The 20,121-nt window shown below is 51.7% G+C and carries 21 protein-coding genes; 19 read left to right on the top strand and 2 right to left on the bottom strand.

The window, feature by feature from the left end:
• The first annotated feature begins 23 nt into the window (after positions 1-23).
• On the top strand, positions 24-1,151 hold the full coding sequence (locus GYN08_RS20800; protein ID WP_166278684.1) for a nucleotidyltransferase domain-containing protein: 1,128 nt from the start codon (positions 24-26) through the stop codon (positions 1,149-1,151).
• Positions 1,152-1,337: 186 nt separating this feature from the next.
• On the opposite strand, the gene GYN08_RS20795 is transcribed toward GYN08_RS20800, so the two are convergent.
• Positions 1,338-2,393: a LacI family DNA-binding transcriptional regulator gene (locus GYN08_RS20795; protein WP_166278877.1), complete on the bottom strand. Its 1,056-nt coding sequence runs from the start codon at positions 2,391-2,393 to the stop codon at positions 1,338-1,340.
• Between the two features lie 271 nt (positions 2,394-2,664).
• Between GYN08_RS20795 and GYN08_RS20790 the strand changes: the two genes are divergently transcribed.
• The 12 genes from GYN08_RS20790 to GYN08_RS20735 all read left to right on the top strand — a co-directional run bounded on the left by GYN08_RS20790 (position 2,665) and on the right by GYN08_RS20735 (position 14,731).
• Positions 2,665-3,714, top strand: a complete 1,050-nt coding sequence (locus tag GYN08_RS20790) for a 2,3-butanediol dehydrogenase (protein WP_166278679.1) — start codon at positions 2,665-2,667, stop codon at positions 3,712-3,714.
• Positions 3,715-3,948: 234 nt separating this feature from the next.
• Entirely contained in the window at positions 3,949-4,332 is a 384-nt protein-coding gene (locus GYN08_RS20785) for a GntR family transcriptional regulator (RefSeq protein ID WP_166278675.1), read from the top strand.
• Positions 4,329-5,201 carry an ABC transporter ATP-binding protein gene (locus GYN08_RS20780; RefSeq protein WP_166278672.1) on the top strand — a complete coding sequence of 291 codons (873 nt, stop codon included), beginning with the start codon at positions 4,329-4,331 and terminating at the stop codon, positions 5,199-5,201. The genes GYN08_RS20785 and GYN08_RS20780 overlap by 4 nt, the downstream gene beginning before the upstream one ends.
• Positions 5,194-5,832 carry an ABC-2 transporter permease gene (locus tag GYN08_RS20775; RefSeq protein ID WP_166278669.1) on the top strand — a complete coding sequence of 213 codons (639 nt, stop codon included), beginning with the start codon at positions 5,194-5,196 and terminating at the stop codon, positions 5,830-5,832. The genes GYN08_RS20780 and GYN08_RS20775 overlap by 8 nt, the downstream gene beginning before the upstream one ends.
• Before the next feature lie 268 nt (positions 5,833-6,100).
• Entirely contained in the window at positions 6,101-6,865 is a 765-nt protein-coding gene (locus tag GYN08_RS20770) for a GTP pyrophosphokinase (protein WP_166278666.1), read from the top strand.
• Positions 6,866-7,051: 186 nt separating this feature from the next.
• Positions 7,052-8,704: a tetratricopeptide repeat-containing diguanylate cyclase gene (locus GYN08_RS20765; protein ID WP_166278663.1), complete on the top strand. Its 1,653-nt coding sequence runs from the start codon at positions 7,052-7,054 to the stop codon at positions 8,702-8,704.
• A 179-nt stretch (positions 8,705-8,883) separates the two neighbouring features.
• Positions 8,884-9,615, top strand: a complete 732-nt coding sequence (locus tag GYN08_RS20760) for a response regulator transcription factor (protein ID WP_166278660.1) — start codon at positions 8,884-8,886, stop codon at positions 9,613-9,615.
• Positions 9,612-11,114, top strand: coding sequence for a sensor histidine kinase (locus GYN08_RS20755; RefSeq protein WP_166278657.1), 1,503 nt, complete (start codon positions 9,612-9,614; stop codon positions 11,112-11,114). Before GYN08_RS20760 ends, GYN08_RS20755 begins: the two co-directional genes overlap by 4 nt.
• Before the next feature lie 83 nt (positions 11,115-11,197).
• On the top strand, positions 11,198-12,403 hold the full coding sequence (locus GYN08_RS20750; RefSeq protein ID WP_166278654.1) for a TolB family protein: 1,206 nt from the start codon (positions 11,198-11,200) through the stop codon (positions 12,401-12,403).
• Between the two features lie 225 nt (positions 12,404-12,628).
• Positions 12,629-13,276: an ATP-binding protein gene (locus GYN08_RS20745; protein WP_166278650.1), complete on the top strand. Its 648-nt coding sequence runs from the start codon at positions 12,629-12,631 to the stop codon at positions 13,274-13,276.
• A 27-nt stretch (positions 13,277-13,303) separates the two neighbouring features.
• Positions 13,304-14,053 carry a class I SAM-dependent methyltransferase gene (locus GYN08_RS20740; RefSeq protein WP_166278647.1) on the top strand — a complete coding sequence of 250 codons (750 nt, stop codon included), beginning with the start codon at positions 13,304-13,306 and terminating at the stop codon, positions 14,051-14,053.
• A 120-nt stretch (positions 14,054-14,173) separates the two neighbouring features.
• A complete protein-coding gene (locus GYN08_RS20735) occupies positions 14,174-14,731 on the top strand; it encodes a DUF4303 domain-containing protein (protein WP_166278644.1) in 558 nt (185 codons plus the stop codon).
• A gap of 41 nt (positions 14,732-14,772) precedes the next feature.
• On the opposite strand, the gene GYN08_RS20730 is transcribed toward GYN08_RS20735, so the two are convergent.
• Positions 14,773-15,141 carry a hypothetical protein gene (locus GYN08_RS20730; RefSeq protein WP_166278641.1) on the bottom strand — a complete coding sequence of 123 codons (369 nt, stop codon included), beginning with the start codon at positions 15,139-15,141 and terminating at the stop codon, positions 14,773-14,775.
• Between the two features lie 45 nt (positions 15,142-15,186).
• Between GYN08_RS20730 and GYN08_RS20725 the strand changes: the two genes are divergently transcribed.
• The 6 genes from GYN08_RS20725 (at position 15,187) to GYN08_RS20700 (ending at position 19,928) form a co-directional block, all read left to right on the top strand.
• Positions 15,187-15,537, top strand: a complete 351-nt coding sequence (locus GYN08_RS20725) for a hypothetical protein (protein WP_166278638.1) — start codon at positions 15,187-15,189, stop codon at positions 15,535-15,537.
• 208 nt (positions 15,538-15,745) lie between these two features.
• On the top strand, positions 15,746-15,988 hold the full coding sequence (locus tag GYN08_RS20720) for a hypothetical protein (RefSeq protein WP_166278635.1): 243 nt from the start codon (positions 15,746-15,748) through the stop codon (positions 15,986-15,988).
• Positions 15,989-16,366, top strand: coding sequence for a retropepsin-like aspartic protease (locus GYN08_RS20715; RefSeq protein WP_166278632.1), 378 nt, complete (start codon positions 15,989-15,991; stop codon positions 16,364-16,366). It abuts the gene before it with no gap.
• 194 nt (positions 16,367-16,560) lie between these two features.
• Entirely contained in the window at positions 16,561-17,757 is a 1,197-nt protein-coding gene (locus GYN08_RS20710) for an STAS-like domain-containing protein (protein ID WP_166278629.1), read from the top strand.
• Positions 17,758-17,942: 185 nt separating this feature from the next.
• On the top strand, positions 17,943-18,956 hold the full coding sequence (locus tag GYN08_RS20705; protein ID WP_166278626.1) for a hypothetical protein: 1,014 nt from the start codon (positions 17,943-17,945) through the stop codon (positions 18,954-18,956).
• Between the two features lie 141 nt (positions 18,957-19,097).
• Positions 19,098-19,928 carry a hypothetical protein gene (locus GYN08_RS20700; RefSeq protein ID WP_166278623.1) on the top strand — a complete coding sequence of 277 codons (831 nt, stop codon included), beginning with the start codon at positions 19,098-19,100 and terminating at the stop codon, positions 19,926-19,928.
• Positions 19,929-20,121 lie beyond the last annotated feature (193 nt).

The raw sequence follows: 20,121 nt of genomic DNA, 5'->3' as shown, positions 1-20,121 counted from the left end.
GCGGATAACGGGGGACAGCAGGCATGGACAAATTCAACGTATTCGACGTTTCTTCGGCGCTGATCGAGCGGGTTCGCCGGGATTATGCGGAGGACGTCGCGATCGCCGCGTATTACGGTTCTTACCTCGACGGTACGGCGACGGATCGTTCCGATCTGGATTTTTTCTTTATTCCCGCCAAACCGGAGGGATACCAGGCGGGGTTATCGTTTATCCTGAACGGAATCAGCTTCGACTTCTGGCCGGTGAGTTGGGAGAGGGCGGAGAAGATGGCTCGTCTGGAAGACGGCCAAGCGGGCATTCTGGCCGACTGCAAACTGCTGTACGTCCGCTCGGACGAAGACTTGGAACGGTTCAACAACCTGAAGCTGCAGCTGAAGGATATTCGATCGTTCGAGGGCGAAGAAGCTTTTCTCGGCCGGGCAGAAGAGAAACTAAACGGGATCTATCCCGTGCTGCATGAGCTGCGCCGGGCGGGAACAGCGAAGCCGCTGTCCGGGTATCGGCTGCGGGCGTTCGAAGTCATGGCGCCTTTGTTCGAAGCGATCGCGCTGCTGAACCGGACCTATCTCCGCAAAGGCTGGGGCAAAAACCTGACCCAGCTGTACGATCTGCCGATCCGTCCGAACGATCTGGAGCCGACGGTCGGCACGATTCTGCGCAGCGCGGATACGCGGGAGATCGTCGAAGGATGCGAGCGGTTGGCCGACGCCGTAAAGCTTTTGATTAGCGAGCGCCGGCGTTCGCTGCAGCCGCCGACGGCGGATTACGCGAAGCGGGGCGCCGGTTTTTTCGAAGAATTCAAAGGTCTGCTGGACAAAGTGCAAACGGCCTGCGAGCGGCAGGATTACGAGCTGGCCTTTTTTGCGGCGGTTCATGCGGAAAGCGAGCTGAACGGCTTCCTTGTCTTTTGCGAGACGGGCCGGTGGGGCTCCGGGGAAGAAGCCGCCCGCGAAGGACGAAAGATTGCCGAACAGGCCAAGCTGCCCGCTCTGGTGCCGCTGCTCGATCCGGCCAACCTGATTCCGCTGCAGTCGGCCGCGCATTGGCTGGAAATTTCGCTGGAACGGTATTTGAACGAAAAAGGCGTCGAAATCCGGAAGTTCGGCAGCCTCCCCGAATTTCGCCGTTTCCTGCTCGGGGAGGAATAAGTCCGGGAACAAGCCTGAGGGCGGAGCGTCTTCGCCGGTCCGGCGCCCCGGTTTCAAGAACGCGGATATGGGGGAATTCCTGCCTTGACCTGCACGAAAAGCACCGCTTCGCACACGGAAAACTCCGTTCGAAGCGGTGCTTTTGCGTTGGACGGATTAGAGGGACGGCAAGACGGCCAGGGGGGCTTAAGAGTTCCCGCCTTGCATCGGGGATCGCTTGACCGCAACGCTCGACTCGCGCACGATCAGCCGGGGCTCGAACTGCACTTTTTCGTACGGCTCCCGGCTCTGCTCGCGGATGCGCTTGAGCAGCAGCTCGGCCGCCAGACGCGCCACTTCGCTGCCCATGATCGAGACGGAGCTGATCTGCGGGCTGCTGATCGTGGTCCATTGATTGTTGTCGACGCCGACGACGGCCACGTCTTCGGGAACGTTCACGCCAAGTTCCTTGAAGCGGTTGACCAGGCCGATCGCCACCATATCGTTGACCGCGTAGACGGCATCGGGCATGCGGGCCAAGCCGTGAAAATAATCGGCGGCGCGGATGCCCGTCTGGAGCGAGAAGTCGTCGCCGAAGTAAACGAGCGAGGCGTCGACTCTGTCCAGCGCGCGCTCGTAAGCGAGATATCGGTCCTCGATGACGTCTTTTTGCGTGCCTGCGTAAGCGATCCGGCTGCGGCCGATCTGCTTCAGATGGTCCATGACCAGCCGGCCTTCGAGCATCGACAGGCAGACGACGTCCGCCCGGAGAGAATCGTCGAGCTGCTTGCCGTAGTTGATGACCGAGATCGGCAGGCCGGCTTTGTTGATGAGGTCGGGCAGCGTTTTGGGGTAAGCCAGCGGCATGATGATCAATCCGTCCACATGCAGCTTTTTGATGTCCCGCACCACTTCCAGCTCGGCCCGGGCATTTCCCGCCGTATTGATCTGCACAACCCGGTATCCGTGCGCTTTGGCGGCCTGCTCGACGGCCCAGGCAATATCGGGAATGATCGCGTTGCGGATATCCGGCACGGCAAGCGCGATTTGATTGGTCAGCCGGATCTTGAGACTCTGGGCCGAAGTGTTGGGCACGAAGCCGAGCTCCTCGATCGTTCGCAGGACGCGCGCGCGCGTCTTGGCGCTGATCCCTTCGGCGTTGTTGATCGCTCGGGAGACGGTGGCGATGCCGACGCCCGCGTGCCGGGCCACGTCTTCGATCGTTACTTTCTTTGCTGTCACAGTTATTACCTCGCTTATCATCATGATCGGAATCGTTTCCGGTCTGTTCAAGAAAGTGGGGAATGAGTCTCTTTATTATACCATCCCGATTGCCTGCAAGTCGGAAATTCCGGCTCATATCCTTTTGAACGCTCTTTACTTAAGATGTGCGTGGGAAAAGAACGGAATTTCGCAAGGATATTTTAGCTTGTTTGGTTTGACAGTGTGTCGGAATTGTGACATATTTAATTCCGGAAACGTTTCCGAAAAAACGGAACGTTAATGTCTATATAACCGAAGGAGATGACCGGCAATGAAAGCATTGAGATGGCACGGCCCGAAAGATCTGCGTCTGGAACATATCGAGGAGCCGACGGCGCTGCCCGGAAAAGTGAAAATCAAAGTGGAATGGTGCGGCATCTGCGGCAGCGATCTGCACGAATATACGGCAGGACCGATTTTCATTCCGGCAGGCGATCCTCATCCGATTACCGGCGAATCCGCTCCGGTCGTCATGGGACATGAGTTTTCGGGCCGAGTCGTGGAGGCGGGCGAAGGCGTTACGCGCGTTCAAGCCGGCGACCGCGTCGTCGTGGAACCGATCTACGCCTGCGGAAAATGCGAAGCCTGCCGGAAAGGCAGATACAATCTGTGCGAAAACATGGGCTTTTTGGGCTTGGCCGGCGGCGGAGGCGGATTCTCCGAATACGTGACTGCCGAAGAATATATGGTGCACAAGATCCCGGACAGCCTGTCTTATGAGCAGGGCGCGCTCGTCGAACCTTCCGCGGTGGCGCTGCATGCCGTGCGCCAGAGCAAGCTTAAAGTCGGAGACAAAGCGGCCGTCTTCGGCGCCGGCCCGATCGGCCTGTTGGTGATCGAAGCGCTGAAAGCGTCGGGAGCCGCGGAAATCTACGCCGTGGAACTGTCGCCGGAGCGCAAAGCGAAAGCGGCCGAGCTGGGCGCGATCGTGCTCGATCCGAAAGAATTCGACGTTGTGGCGGAACTGCATGCCCGCACGAACGGCGGCGTGGACGTCGCCTACGAAGTTACGGGCGTTCCGCCCGTGCTGACGCAGGCGCTGGAATCGACCAATATCGGCGGCGAGCTGATGATCGTCAGCATTTTCGAAAAAGAAGCGCCGATCATGCCGAACCGCATCGTCATGAAAGAACGGAGCGTGAACGGCATTATCGGCTACCGCGACGTGTTCCCGGCCGTCATCAGCCTGATGGAACAGGGCTACTTCCCGGCCGAGAAGCTCGTCACGAAGCGTATCGAGCTGGATCAGGTGCTGGAAGAAGGGTTCGAGACGCTGCTGAAAGAGAAAAACCAGGTCAAAATCCTCGTTAAAGCAGAGTAAGCCGTCAGCCCTTTTGCGCAGTCGCAGACTACGCAATACTCGTTCGACTTTGAAACCGCGGAATTCGTTCCGCGGTTTTTTGCTGTGTCCGATTTTTGAAATCCGCGGCTTTTTACCGAAAACGCGACAAAACGGTTTGACAGAGATAGGATTAATGTATATATTGAACATATACAAAGTGATCTATTATTCCGCGACGGATCATTCGATTCGATGCGGCGCAGGAGGCGAGACATGAACATTTTGATTTCCAATTCGTCCGGGGAACCGATTTATGCCCAGATCGTCTCGCAGATCCGGCAGTTGATCCTGAACGGGGAATTGGAACCCGGAACTCCGCTCCCTTCGATCCGTCAGCTGGCGAAGGATCTGCAGATCAGCGTGATTACCACCAAACGGGCTTACGAAGAACTGGAGCGCGAAAGACTGATCGATTCGATGGTGGGCAGGGGATCGTTCGTCTCGGGCGTCAACCGGGAATTTTTGCGGGAGCGCCGTTTGAAGGCGCTCGAGGAGAAATTGGCGGAAGCGGCGGCCGAGAGCCGCATGCTGGGACTGGACAAGCGCGAGCTGTTCGAGCTGCTCGAAACGGTATACGAGGAGGATGAGCAAGCATGAATGCGGTAAAAGTCGAGGAAGTGAGCAAAAGCTACGGCGGATTTCGATTGGACGGGGTCAGCTTTGCGGTGCGCAAAGGATTTATCACCGGCCTCATCGGACCTAACGGTTCGGGCAAAAGCACGCTGATTCGGATGATGATGCAGATGTCGCGGCCCGACGGGGGACAGATCGAGCTTTTCGGGCAGCGATTGGATCGGGACGCGGCACAGCTGCGGGAGCGGATCGGCTACGTATCGGACGAGAATTACTTTTACGAACATTTGACGTTGAAAAAAATGACGAAGATTATCGCGCCGTTTTATAAAAATTGGGACAGCGAACTGTTCGGAAATTATTTGCACCGCTTCGAACTGCCGGAAAACAAAAAAATCAAAGAACTGTCGAAAGGGATGAAGATGAAGTTCTCTCTGGCGGTGGCTTTGTCGCATGCCGCGGAACTGCTGGTCATGGACGAGCCGACTTCGGGCCTTGATCCGGTATTTCGCAGGGAACTGCTGGATCTGCTGACCGAACAGATGCAGGACGAGGAGCGCACGATTTTGTTTTCCAGCCATATCACAAGCGATCTTGACCGGATTGCCGATTATCTCGTATTCGTCAACAGAGGCAAGCTTGTGTTCGAGGAGAGCAAAGACGAAGTGCTGGAGCGGCATGTATTGGTGAAAGGCGGAACGGAACTGCTGGATGCCGACGTCCGGACGCTTTTTCTGGGCCTTCGGGAAACGGGTGTAGGGTTCGAAGGATTGATGAGCGACCGGGAACGCGCCGAGCGGACATTCGGGAATATGGCTTTGATCGAGCGTCCGACGCTGGAAGAAATCGTGTACTTTACGGCCAAAAGGGAAGGAGTGCGGGTTCATGCTTAGCGTCGTGTATTTGATTCGCAAAGATATTCTGTTGGTTTACCGGTATATGCTGCTCCTGCTTCCGTTTTTCCTGTACATGGCGTGGGCGCAGATCGGAACGCTGCTCGTCTATGTAACCGTTCCGGCCATCTTCATGCTGATTACGTCGTGCACGTTCGATATGCAAAACACGAATCCGCGCTTCACCGCCAGCCTGCCGGTCAGCAGGACGCAGGTCGTGCTGTCGAAGTACGCCAGCCTGGCGCCGTTTACGCTGATCGGCCTTTTGTTCGCCGCCGTCCTCCAAGGAGGAGCGGCTTTGCTGAACCTGGATGCGGGTTCGTTTCGGCTGACGGAAATCGCTTTGGTGATTGCCATCAATGTGGCGGTCGCGTCCCTGTACCTGCCTCTTTACTTCTGGCTCGGTCCCAAGGGGATGCAGATCGTTCGTCTCGTTTTTATCATGATCGTGGCGATCGGAAGCAGCACGCTGGGCGCTCTGTCGCAGCGTTCCGATCTTCTGCAGCGATGGCTCGGCGGCAGCGTGCAGGGAGCCGGGATGATATGGGGCACGGTCTGCCTGGCGCTCGTCGTCTTGCTCGGTGCATCCGTGTTCTTGTCGCTGAAATTGTATGCCAAACAGGATATTTGAACGAAAAACGCGCCGTTTCGCAATTTGTAAAACTGCAGGGTAACCTCTATACTTAAAGTGACCGATATTCAAGGTATACGCAAACTCGCCTGCTTGTCACGAGGACCGGATTCGGAAGCTTCGGCGGGACAAAAACCCTGAAACTCAGGAGGAAACCGAGGCGGGGGCCGACTCTTCGTTTGCGTCAATACCGCAGCCGACGAATATTTGACGGGTGACGGACTTCCCGGTCCGGCGCCCCCTGCAGAGAGGAACGGAAACGAATTTCATGGAAAACAACGCTTTGGATTTGAATGAACGAATCGTGCCGATGGAGCAGCTTAAGTCGTTTCGCGAAGAAGTGACGCGCTTTATGATGACGTACAAGTTTGCGCTCGACGAGATGGAGACCAAAATCGACATTTTGAAGCAGGAGTTCCAGACGCTGCACGATTACAGCCCGATCGAACATACGAAATCGCGCTTGAAATCGCCGGAAAGCATCGTCAATAAGCTGCTGCGCAAGCAGCATGATATTTCCTTGGAGTCCATCAAGCGAAATATCCGAGACATAGCGGGACTCCGCATTACCTGCTCGTTTATCTCCGACATTTATAAGGTCCGCGAGATGCTGCAGCAGCAGGACGATCTCAAGGTACTGGAGATCAAAGATTATATCGCCAATCCCAAGCCCAACGGATATCGCAGCCTCCATCTTCTGATCGAAGTGCCGGTGTTCCTGTCCGACCGGACGGAGCATGTATGCGTCGAGCTTCAGATCCGCACGATCGCGATGGATTTTTGGGCAAGCCTCGAGCATAAGATTTTTTACAAATACAATCAGGACGTGCCCGAAGAGCTGCTGGCCGAGCTCAAGGCGGCCTCCGATTCCGCCAGCTCGCTCGATCTGCAGATGGAACGTCTTCAGCACGAAGTGCAGGCGATTAAGGATGCGCACGATGCGGAAGGAGGGGAGCTGCTGAAGACCATTCATATTAACGGACAGCAGTTCCGCCTGCCGGGAACGCTGCTGGACATATTGGCTCAGCGCTGACTATGAAAAGGACCGGGGAGGAAGCATCCTTCATTCGGTCTTTTTTCCTATATTCTAGGCTAAACTATGGATAAAACCATTGATTTTAACGCCAAGTAACTTTAGTATATGGTATACTTAGGAATTTTGTGCGGGGAACTCCGCGGTTATTCGTACGGAAATTGCTGCTGTCATGGGGGGAGAACCTTGCCGGATCAACATGTATATAAGAAGGGCGCACAATTCAAACAGCCGGATTGGAGCGCGCTTGCCCGCAAATTTGACTCGGGCGGCTGCACGCCGGAAGATTTTGCCCGGGTGCTCGACCTGCTGGAAATTCTGCCTTACCGTGATATCAACGCGGCGATCGTTCCGGTTCAGCAGGCGCTCAGCGCCGCAGCGCGGATCGGCAGGGAAGACCTGATTCAACGCACGCGGCTTATTCATGCCGACGTGCTGGGGCGCCAAGCTCAGATCGCGGAAAGCGGACGCATGATCCGGGAGATCAACGCGTGGGCCGCCGAGAACGACGAAGCGCATGTCTTGGCCAGAAGCCACCGGCTGCTGGGGAGTTTCTTCCGCCGCTTGGGCGATGACGACAGCTCGCTGGAGCATTCGCTGCGCGGCCTTAAGCATCTGCCCTCCGGCGTCGCCCCCGCGACCCGCGCGGACCATCTGATGATGCTGGCGCTGGCGCTGGACGAAGCGGGTTCTTACGAAGACGCGAAGCAGCGTTTCGACGAAGTGCTGGAGATCGCGAACGCGACCGGAGACGTGCAGTTCGAGCTGTTCGCGCTGAACAATATGGCGTTCACGTATTACGATTTGGGCGATCTGGAGAAGGCCGCCGAGCTGATTGCCCAGATCCGGCAGCTGTCCGAAAAGCACGGGTTTCCGCTGATCGCGATGCAGCTCGATACGATCGCGAAGGGCGAGATCCTGCTGGGACACCCGGAGGAAGCCGAGCGTACGCTGCTGCCCGTCATCACCGAGCCTTCCGAACGCCGTCTCAGCGAGCTGGCCTCGCTGCCGGAATGCATGCTGACCGTCGCGCAGGCTCAATTGATGCAGGGCAAGCTGGACGAAGCGCAGGCCATGCTCGACGAAGCCCGCCATCTGTGCGACGATCACGGATTATCCCGGTTGTCCGTACAGGTCCGGCTGCGACAATCGGAGCTGCATGCCGCGGCGGGACGCTACAAGGAAGCTTACGAGGAGCATCTGCTGTATCATGCCGAGGCCGAAGCGCTGCGCTCGGCGGAGCGCGAAGCCAAAGCCCGCATCTTCCAGGCCGTATTCGAAGCGGAGGAAGCGCGAAAAAGCAGCGAGCATTTCCGGGAAATGGCGCTGCGCGATCCGCTGACCGGTCTGCGGAACCGACGTTTTATCGACGGCTATTTGGATGATCTGCTGACGGAATCCCAAGTGAACGGCGAGCCGCTGACGCTGGCGATTATCGATCTCGATTCCTTTAAGCGGATCAACGATACGCTGTCGCACGTCGTCGGCGATACGGTGCTCATCAACATAGCCAAGATTTTGTCGGTGGCCGCGGCGGAACCGGCTGTGGTGGCAAGAATGGGCGGGGAAGAATTTATTGCCGTGTTCCCCCGTACCGACGAGAAGCAGGGGCGGGAGCTGGCGGAGCGGATGTGCCGGGCGATCCGCAGCGCCGATTGGAGTCCGATCACCGGCGCTCTTCCCGTAACGGCGAGCATAGGGGTACATACGGTGCACGGCGCCCCGATCAGCCGAACGGAACTGCTGGCCGTCGCGGACCGCAGGCTTTACGTCGCGAAGCGCTCGGGTAAGGATCGGGTCGTGGCCGACGACGTCTGCGAGCCGCACGAAAAATTTTGATCATTCGATTGCACAGCCGCAGCGGGCGCAGGAGCGTCCGCTGCGGCTGTTTGGCTTCCCTTTTCGCGAAAAAAGACGCTTCGTCATCGCGGGCTCGGGCGTTCGGAAAAGGCGTTTTGGCGTTTGGCGCGGGATGTTGTTTAATGAAAGAGAGAATCAGGCAGACGGGAGGAGCCGGAATGGGCAAAAAAGTATTGGTCGTGGACGACGAGCCGGGAATCCGCAGCGCGCTTGTCTATGCGCTGAAACGGGAAGGCTACGAGACCGAGACGGCCGCCGACGGCGAAGAGGCGCTGCGCAAGGTGGAGTCGTTCGCTCCTTCGGTAGTCGTGCTCGACGTGATGATGCCGAAAATGGACGGTTACGAAGTCGCCCGGCGGCTGCAAAGCCGCAGCGGAATCGGCATCATTCTGCTCACTGTCAAGAATGATATCGTGGACAAGATCGTCGGGTTGGAGCTCGGCGCGGACGATTATATGACCAAGCCGTTCGAGATTCGCGAGGTGCTCGCCCGGGTGAAAGCGCTGATGCGCCGGTTGGACAAAAGCGGGGACGGCGAACCCGCCGAAGCTGCGTCCGCCGCGGAAGAGGCGCGCGATCGGATCGAACTGGGCCCGCTGCGCATCCGCCTTTCGCATCGCTCGGCCGAACTGAACGGCTCGGAGCTGGAACTGACGCCGAAGGAATTCGACCTGCTGGCGCTGCTGATATCGAGACCGGCCCGCGTATTCACGCGCGACGATCTGCTCGACCGGGTATGGAGCATGGACTATGTCGGCGGCACGCGCACGGTGGACATCCATGTGCAGCGGCTGCGCAAGAAGTTGGGCGAAGAGCATCAAGGCCTGCTGCAGACGGTATACGGGGTCGGTTACAAAGCGATGGCTCCGGCCGGCGGAGATCCCCGATGAAAGTCGGCATCCGGCTGAAATTCACGCTGTTTCTGGCGGTTCTGCTCGTCCTGAGCATCGGGCTGCTGAGCGTGCTGGTACTGCGCGGCATTCGGGACAATCAGGCGGCGCAGATCGAAGACGTGCTGGCTCGGCAGACGCAGCTGGCCAATCTGCGGCTGCGCCAGGAATATTATACCGAGACGCCGCAGGTCGACGCTTCTGTCTTCTATAACCGGGAAGGGGTACGGCTGGCGAGCGAGCTGGCCGATCTGACCGGGATGCCGGTGACGCTGTACGCCGAAGGCCGCGTGCCGCTGGGATCTTCCGTCCGTTCGGCGCCCGGCGAGCGGCGAGAGCTGACGGCCGCCGAGAAGGAGTCGCTGGATTACGCGCTGACGGGGCGCATCGCTTATTTCCGGCAGGGAGAGAAGGCGGACCGCCTGCTGTATTTCGCGCCGGTGGAAGGGCCGGAGGGACAGATCGGAGCGATACGCTTCGATTATCCGATCGGCAGCTATCTGACCTTTTACGCCGCCATTCGCCGCTTGTTTCTGCTTGTCGGCGGAGCGGTGGCGCTGGCGGCTTTTTTGCTGGGCTATCTGTATTACAGCCGTTTCGCGGCCGCGATCCTCAAGCTTAAAGCTTCCGCAGATTCGATCCGCCGAGGCCGCTTCCTGAGCGAAGAGCCGCTCAAGCGCCGGGACGAACTGGGTGAGCTCGGACGAGGCATCGCCTACATGAGCGGCGAAATTCAGGGCAATATCGCGCGCCTCGAAGACGAGCGGAGCAAGCTGGCGCAGGCCGTCGAACGGCTTCAGGCGCTGGAGAACCAGCAGAAACGTTACATCGGGAACATCAGCCACGAATTCAAAACGCCGCTGACCACGATCAAAGCCTATACGGAACTGCTGGAGATGTACGGCGACGATCCGCAGCTTCTGGAGGAGGCGCGCGGGAGCATAAGCAAGGAAGCGCAGCGGCTGTACGAGATGGTCGAAAAGGTGCTGCGGCTCTCCGCGCTGGAGCGCTACGATTTCGAGCTCGAGGCGTCGGAGCTGGAGGTAATCGCGGCGGTGAACGACGCGGCCGGGCGGATGAAGGGGAAGGCCGAGCAGTTCGGCGTCTCGCTCGAAGTCGACGTGTTGCCGGCCGTCATCTGGTGCGATCCCGAAAGCTTCATGCACGTCTTTACAAATTTGCTGGACAACGCGATCAAGTACAACCGTCCGGGCGGCCGGGTGCGGATCGAAGGCGGGCCGGAAGGCGGCGGAACGCGGCTGCGCGTCATCAATACGGGGCTGTCGATCCCGGAGGAGTCGCGAAGCCGGATTTTCGAGCCTTTTTACACGGTGAGCAAAGACCGGGCTCGGCTGACGGGAGGTAGCGGGCTCGGCTTGTCGCTCGTAAAGCGCCTGATGGAAGCGCAGGGCGGGAATATCCGTCTGCTGGAACGGCAGGAAGAAGAGACGGCGTTCGAGCTGGACTTTCCGGCACCGCCGCAGCGCCTGACGCGATAAGAATCGCAAGCGGCGGTTTTGAAATAAGTTGGACGTAATTCCCGGTTATGATGGAGAGAAGCATAAAGGGGAGGACGATTCAGATGAACACCGAAACGAAAAAAAACGGCGTCAAAAAAGTCCGGTGCGCGTCCGCGCTGCTGGGAGGCCTGCTTGCGATCGGGCTGCTGGGCGGATGCGAAGACGAAGGCGCCGTTCAGGTCAAAGGCGGTGCGGAACCGGAGACAACCCCGGCGCCGAGCGCCTCTCAAGCTTCGACAGCCCCGTCCGTCACGGTCAAAGATAACCCGAACCAATCGGTCTACTCCGGCCTCAAGCTGGAAAAAATCGACGAAATGCAGCATACGTTGGGCGGCATCTGGCTGGACGATAATCATATTGTGGTGAGAAAGCCCGATCCGAATGCGGAAAAAGTATGGATCGGCGAGACGCAGATGCAGCCGTACAGCTTGTACATTCGCGACTTGACCGCCGGAGAAGACGAGCTGCTGCACGGAGGAGACGGCAAAAGTTGGGGAGCGCCGCTGCTGTCGCCGGACGGAAAAACTCTGTTTTTGATCAATGACAGCGGTCTGGACGGCATCCCCTACCTGCTGGACATGGACAGCCGCAAGCTGACCCGGATCAAAGGCGCGGCAGGCGGAGAGAGCGTCTCGTCGCTCGATGCGGGCTGGCTGGATCGCGAACACGTCGTTTACGCCAAACAAGGAGATGCGGGTCTATACATGGCGGATCTGGCGGGAACGGAGACGCGCATCGCCCAAGCGGACGGAAAAATGATCCTCGCCGGTTCGCTGAAAGCCGCATCCGATGGACGCATCTATTACGGGCTGTCGGACACGGATTGGGGCATGTACGTTTACGATAGGCAGACAGGAATCCACTCGTTAATCGGCAGCCCGATCACCGCCCTGGTGCCGTCGCCGGACGATACCCGGCTTGCCGTCGTGAGACGGGTCGGCGACGCGAAGGAAGAACTTCAGCTCGCGGAGCCGGGCGGCAAAGAAATCAAGACGCTGGCGGAAGACAAAGGCTTTTTCGGAATGGGCTGGTCGCCGGACGGCAAAAGCCTGGCTTATACGATCTATTCCGGCGGGGGATCGGATAAAGCGGGCTTCTATATCGCGGACGCTTCCACCGGCGAGTCGTTTCTGCTCTCTCCGGATCTGGCGGACGCGGGCGATCAGATGAAATGGAGCCCGTCGGGGAATAAAATCATGGCGACGAAGTCGGAACGGGTAAACGGGAAACTCGATTCGACGACGACGATCGTTACCGTTTCGTGGTAAGAACGCGAATTGCGCAAGTTCCGCCATATGCGGCGCTTCCTTCGCCCTGCGTCGGCAGCAGTGCGGACGCGCGAAGCGGCCCGGCCTCTTTTGAGGCCGGGCTTTTGCCGTTCCCGACGACAAACTTTGAGATTCCGTTTTCCTTGCCGGCTAATCAGAGATATACTGGAAGTCGAGGCGCTTTGCGGAAAGCGAAGCAGGCGAACGGAAAGGAGGCAGCTCAATATGACGATCATCAGCATCGAAGGGGCGAGCGCGGCGGGCAAAACGACGACTTCGAGCGCGCTTGCCCGGCAAACGGGAGCGCTGCATATCCAGGAAGTTGCGGCCTGCTGGAATAAACCCGAGCCGGAATATCCGGAATGGTTTTTCGAGCGTCAGGCCGATCGGTGGAGCCTGGCCGCGGAGAGGGACCGGGACGGACTCGCGATCATCGACATCGATTTGTTCCAGCCGTTTTGGTATAACTGGTCGTTTGATTTTACGCTGTTCGGCGGACAGAGTCTGGACTTCGTCGAGCGCTTTTACCGGCCTCTGCTTGAGCGGAGAGCAATCGGATTTCCCGACAAGTATTTCCTGCTCTCCGCGGCCGAACCCGACTTAAGACAGCGAAAGGCCAATGACGCCACCCGTTTAAGAAGAGGTTTCGAATTGAATTTGACATTCATCGAACCGCAGAAGCGATACTTTCAAGCGTTGAACGCATTTTGTCCGGGCCTCGTAAGCTTCATCGATTCGGTCGACGTCGAGAGCAACGTAACGAAGATCACCAGCGAACTGCCGAGCGGCGAAAGCCGGCATCGATACTCGGCAGAATTATTCGATCATATGGTGAATTGGCTGAGGGAGAACCCCGCGTCCGCCGCTGACTGAACATCATCTATTCCGACGGAGGTTATGATGACGAACATATCCGAGATTCACGAAACGAACCGACTTTACTGGGACACCCGGGGCAGCGAATTTTTGGAACCGGTCGTGCTGCCTTTTTACGGATCTTTTATTACGGAAGAAAAGTACCGGCTGTTCGGCGACGTGACCGGCAAAAAGATGCTGGAAATCGGCTGCGGCAACGGCCGGTCGCTGCTGTATCAGGCGGGGCGGCAGGCTTCCGAGCTGTGGGGTCTGGACCTTTCGGCAGGACAGCTGGAAAAGGCAAAGCAGAATCTGGCCGAGCGCGGACAGTCTGCCAAGCTGATCTGCTCGCCTATGGAACAAGACTGCGGCATTCCCGCGAACTATTTCGACTTTGTGTATTCGATCTACGCGATAGGCTGGACCACGGATCTCGAAGGGACTTTTGCGCGAATCGCTTCGTATCTAAAAAAAGACGGCCTGTTCATTTTCAGCTGGTCCCATCCCATACATCGAACAGCGGCTGAAGAGGGAGACAGACTCGTTTTGAACAAAAGTTACTTCGACGACGCTTGGTATCCGGTAGCTCCCGAGTTCTGTCAGGGCGAGCTGAAGTTATCCGACCGTCCGATCTCGGCTTACGTCAATGCGCTGGCCAAAGCAGGCTTCGCAATCGAGCAGATGATCGAAGAAAACGACCCGGACATCCTGCGGCAGGCGGACGGCAGCGGCGGCCTCGCGCTTCGAGCCAAAACCATTCCCGTTACTTTCGTGATCAAAGCCCGCAAACAATGAACGGAATCGGTCCGCGGCCGTTAAGCGGGGGAGGCGAAGGAATAAAACAAGCAACGGACAGTCTCGGTTCTGAAGTCCGAAGGACGAAACCGGGAGGTTCATTGACGGAGGCAGGAAAGAATGACGTTTGCGTTCGAAGAGTGGAAAGAAGAATTGACAGAAGCGCTGCGCGCCGACTTTAAGGCACTGTCCAAGCGGATCGCGGGAGAGACGCTGTACGCGGCTGCGCTCGTCACCGACAGCCACGCGGGCTCGGTCTACCTGGGCGTCCATACGGAAGAAGCGCTGCGGCGGCGGATCGACTATTGCAAAAACGAAGTCGGAATCGACACGCCTTCTATCGCTGCCGCACTGCGCTGGACGCCGGACGAATGGGAATACAGCGACGGGGACCTGGCAGAAGGCAAAATGCCGCAGGTCAGCCGGCGTCTATTCGATCGGGAAGATTACAGCATAGAGTCCCAGGCCGCCTTCTACGAAACGGCATCGGAAGCGCTGCGGCGGCTGGACGACGAAGAGCTGTTCGGCACCGGCGCCGCGCGGGAGGCCGTAACGCTGTTCCTGTCCGTAACGGACGACGACCGGACGGACGAGGTGGAGAACTACTCGGCGAAGCTGCTGAATCCGGAAGCGGTTTATCGGCGGTTTCTCGGCAGATTTGACGGGATCGGGGGATAAAGGCCCTTCGCTTGAGCCCGTTATAAATGCACTGGCGAAATTTATTCACCCGCCGCTTCAAGTCGGGTAAAAGCAGGAATCGGCAGAAGCCTCTGACGGAATAAGGTGACAAGGCCGCTTAAGAGCGGAAGTGTCACCGAGCGCCCGAAGAGGCTTTTTTTACTGAAAAAGGCAGGGCAGGAACGATGGTAAGACTTGGCGAAGTTTATATGGAGCAGCAAACACTTTTCGCCGGAGCAGCGTTTATAAAGACAGACTGCTCCAGGAGGTGAAAGTTCGGGAATACCTCGATAAGTGAGGGAAATACGAATTTCGTAATTTGAGCAGGATATAAGGGGATTTACGAAGTTCGGGAATAAGACGTTATAGGAAATCAGCGCAATCATATTCAAAGAATCGTAATAATCCAAAGACACTCTAACCTTCTTCAAATTTATGAAAGAACGAGGGATTATATGTCCGATTTTCTTTTATATGATTATTTAATGATTTATTCCGATGAGAAATATACAAAGAAAATAAAAGCGATTGAAATCGAGAAATTCTTCATTGAAATATTAGAGTTTAATAAAATAAGCAATTTGAAGTTTTCCAAAATGATTAATGATGAATTGATAATAGCTACTGGTCTTTTAGCTGAATCAGAAGGTAGTTATGCTTTTTATACGCTAGAAGGAATAAAAGAGATTAACTTAATAGAAATAGATATACCCCAAAAGATGAATATAGAAATAGAGGAGTCAATTTTAGAAATTGCAAATGCAATAGCAAGTAAATTCTCATGGATAGTAGATGAACGAAGATAATAAATGATTTTAGTGGGCTAAATCGAGGAAGGCGCTGACATCCTATAACATAATATTCACGCTACGGACATTCGTCCTTGATCCGGCATTCGCCGGACACTCGACATGCGTCGAGTCGTGAATACAGGAACGTTAAGTGAAATTCCAGTGAGAGTTGTAGGCTTATGAAATGGTATAATATAACCATCAAAAGACAGGAGGGACAACGATGAAATGGCAAGAAGTACAACAGATTTTTCCGAACCAATTCGTAAAGTTTGAAGTTCTTCATTCTGAAGAAAACGATAATCAAGAAATCATTGATGATGTGGCCGTGATTGGCCCGATCAGCGATGAAGAAGCTACGCGCGAATTATTGAATAGTAAGGATAAGACGCTGGTTTATCATACTTCCAAAGATCAAATCGTTGTGAAAGTACGGAAAAATATAGGATTAAGGAGAAGTCTTTAAATGAATATTGAATATAGAGACGGACTGTTATTTACGGAAATAACAGTCCATTTTAATAAGCAAAAGAAAGTGATATCGAATATTGTGATCGATACCGGAGCTAGTCACAGTTTGATTTCACAAGATGAAGTGGATGAGATAGGAATACAAGTGAGTATGGACGATGAAATCATAACTAGCTACGGAATTGGAGGTAAAGAGCATGCATTTAGTAAGAAGATCGAGGGCATACAGGTAGGAGATTTTATTTTAAAAGATGTATACATAGACTTCACTTCATTTAAATATCACAACATAAACGGACTTTTGGGGATTGATGTACTGACTGAAGGAAAATTTAATATTGATCTAAAGGCATTTAAGTTACTTCGTTCATAAGAGATAAAGAACATAAGAAATTGAGTGAGTGATTCGATGAAGGCTGGAACATCACTTAACAATATATTCACGCTGCGGGCGTTCGCCCTGGGTCCGGCATTCGCCGGACACCCAGCATACGCTGGGTCGTGAATACAGGAACGTTATAAGAAATCAGCACAAATCTCAACAATTTAAATCAAGGAGGAAATAAATTGTATACTATTTCGATACCTCAAATGAATCACCCAAGACATGTAAGTTCGTTTTTAAGACAAATAATTAATAATAAAGGTAAAGAAGTTTACGTTGATTTGTCTAAGGTTCAATCGGCATTTCCGAATGTATGTGTTCCAATCAGTGGGATGATTCAGTATTACCAAGAAGAGGGGATCACTTTTAAATTTAGCGATGTATATCCGGACTACTTAAATCAAGCTCACTTCTTTAAACCTTTAGCTGTTAAAGAGAATATTATTCAATTGAAAAGAAAATGTTTGGATCAAATCTGGATGTTCTCAAGTTCCGAAGATGTAAATGAAATTGTAAACGCATTTGTTAATGAAATATCGCAATCCATAGTATGTGAACAAGGAGTAGTAGATGGACTAACTTGGTGTATAAATGAAGTAATGGATAATGTATTGCAACATTCCAAAGTGACTGATGGATTTATCATGGGTCAAATTCATAAAAACACTAAGCATATTGCTATTTGTATTTTCGATTATGGACAAGGGATATTCAACTCTTTGTATAATACAAAATATTCAACAAGGAATGCAGGCGATGCAATCACTCAAGCAATAAAGGAAGGAATTACTAGGGACAAGAAAATAGGACAAGGCAATGGGCTATGGGGATTGCATAATATTGTGCAATCAAATTCTGGTCAATTATTCATTACTTCTGATAAAGCATCTTATATGCTTAGAAAAAATCAAATAGATATATTCACAAAGGTTCCTAAAATTTCTCAAGAAAAAGGTTGTACAATAGTAGATTTTCAAATTGATACTGATAAAACAATTTCTGTAGTTGATTCATTAGGAGGATATAATCAGCCTATCAATCTTCATATAGAAAATTTAGAAGATGATAATGGAAATCTAAACTACAAACTATCTGAAAAATCTTCAGGCACAGGTACAAGACAATCAGGTGAGAGAATTAGGATAGAAATTCTCAATATATATAATGAAACCTCTAAACCAATTATTATTAACTTTGATGGAATTTCAGTCATATCGTCTTCTTTTGCAGACGAGCTAGTTGGCAAATTAGTTATTCATTTTGGATTTTATAATTTCACTCAAATAATTAGGATGAGAAATACGAATTCGGTCATACAAGCGATAATTGATAGGTCCGTAAAACAAAGAATTAGTGAAAGTATAGGAAAGGATTTTTGATAGGTAGCAACATAGAAAAGATTAAACAATTTTATTGCTTTTTCAAAGAGGTTGCTGACATCTTATAACATAATATTCACGCTGCGGACATTCGTCCTTGATCCGGCATTCGCCGGATACCCGACATACGTCGGGTCGTGAATACGGGAACGTTAGGCGAAATTATTTAATATCGAGGAGAAAATATGAAGACCATACAAGATTTTTTTACTTTAGTACATCAGAGTGACATAATTGCATATTTATTTGGTATAACTTTAGGAATATTAACACTAGTTGGATTTGCTGCAGTTTTTGTATCAATTAATAGTCAGCATAAAGCTCAAAAAGCAAGGGAAACGTATTGGGAATTAGCTTCATTTCCATATTCTTTTTCAAATTATAAAGATGAGAATATAGGTAAGTTAATATTTCAGAAAGTGAATTTATACAATAATATAATTACTCCTGCTGACAAAAATACTACGAAAATAATTGATTGGATTAGACATTCATTACTTTCAGTTTCTATAGTTTGGTCAATTTTTTTGCTTATACTAGCTGCAAACCTACACCTTATAGAGTACATATTAATTTTTGTTCCAACAGTTTTAATTATAAGTTTGTTTTATTTCTTCACTCGTTATTTGAATAATTTGAAAAATATAAAAAAAGTTGCGGGATTATTCTCGATTGAAGAAATATTTGATGTTGGTAACATTTCATGCGACATACCAACGCCTAGTCTCGCAGCAATATCGTCAAGATTAAGAATAGCTAGAGAAGAAAAAAATTTATATTCTATTTCTGTAGGGTTTCCAGTTCCGTTTAATAACTTTGTAGTAAGGCCGATAATTACAGGAGTGAATGAAGTCACGGACAATTGGAATGAAAATTTTAAATTTATTAATGATACTGATTCAGAAAAAATTACTTTTATTGATTCGAAAGATACTACATGGTGGTTAGGAAGTCCTTTATACTGGCACGAAATCGAAAAAATTTCTTTACCTGAAGATATAAATGAATTGAATATACAATTGGACTATAACTCTAGAAAAGGTCTAACAATGGTATTTTTTAGATCTATACCTGTTCGCGAACTATTGAATTTAGATAGGATTACGAAATATAGTACTTTGCCTGATGGTATACAAGAACAGTTTTCTTTAAATTTTGATAAAGGAAGAAGACCAACAGAAAATGTACAAGATAATTAAAGAATAAATAACTTCGCCTAACATAATATTCACGCTGCGGGCATACGCCCTTGATCCGGCATTCGCCGGACACTCGACATACGTCGAGTCGTGAATACAGGAACGTTATGCGAAACCCTAAAGTCAGAAGGAGATACATAAATGAGTCAACTAGATGAAATGTTAGATTGGATAAATGCCAATAGTGCGTTAGTAGGGATTATAAATTCAGGAGTAACAGTTATCATTACCTTTTTTACTTTGGTGGTTACAATCATTTACGTGGTTGCAACTTGGAGGTTAGTTCATTCTCCGTACAAATCTTTTATCAAACCTGCAAATGTTCAAGTCGGTAAGCATATGAATATTTGGTTTTTTACTTTGGAGAATTATGGACCAGGGGTTGCAGTAAACGTGGAAGTAAAAACTAAGCAAGAAATTACAATTCGGAAAGAAAGTAATAAGAGGGAGGTATTTATATACGAAAAGGTAGTAAAACTTAACGGCTTAACTGAAATAGCAATTAATGAAAGGAAGAGTTATCAATTGATAGGTGTACCGAAATCTCCAATTGAAGTGTATATTACTTGGAGCTCGATAACAGGTAAACATTATAAATCATTTTGGACAGTAAACGATTCAGGAGGAATCGGATACTCGAACGTGAAGCCTTTAAGATTTTTTTGGAGAGCTTGCAATAGATTTAAATACATTATTTTCTGGCCGAGCAATACATATAAGAAGATAGAGCATTTAGAGCACAAGTATACTATATATTTGATACTTCTTAGACTTAGTAAAGAAGGAAAACTCTCATATGATTATATTTCAGACGAACTTAATAAAAACGACAATGAAACAAAACAGCTTTTAAATTTAATGCAGAAGAAAAAATATATATCATATGACGGGCAGGATGCCCAAATATTAAAGGAAGGAGAAATACGCTTAGAGAAATTAACTCAAAAATATCACGAGAAAGTAGAAAATTAAACAAGAAAGCAAGGCATCGCATAACATAATATTCACGCTGCGGACATTCGTCCTTGGTCCGGCAGTCGCCGGACACCCGACATACGTCGAGTCGTGAATACAGGAACGTTATATGCAACCCCTGAATTATATAATAAGCAGAAAATAATTTTCACAAAAAGTATAATCCGATTTTTGTTACCTTGCGTTACTC

Source organism: Saccharibacillus alkalitolerans (assembly GCF_011090185.1).
Lineage (GTDB): Bacteria > Bacillota > Bacilli > Paenibacillales > Paenibacillaceae > Saccharibacillus > Saccharibacillus alkalitolerans.
The sequence above is the reverse complement of the archived record's forward strand: the minus strand, read 5'-3'. Positions and strand labels throughout refer to the sequence as shown.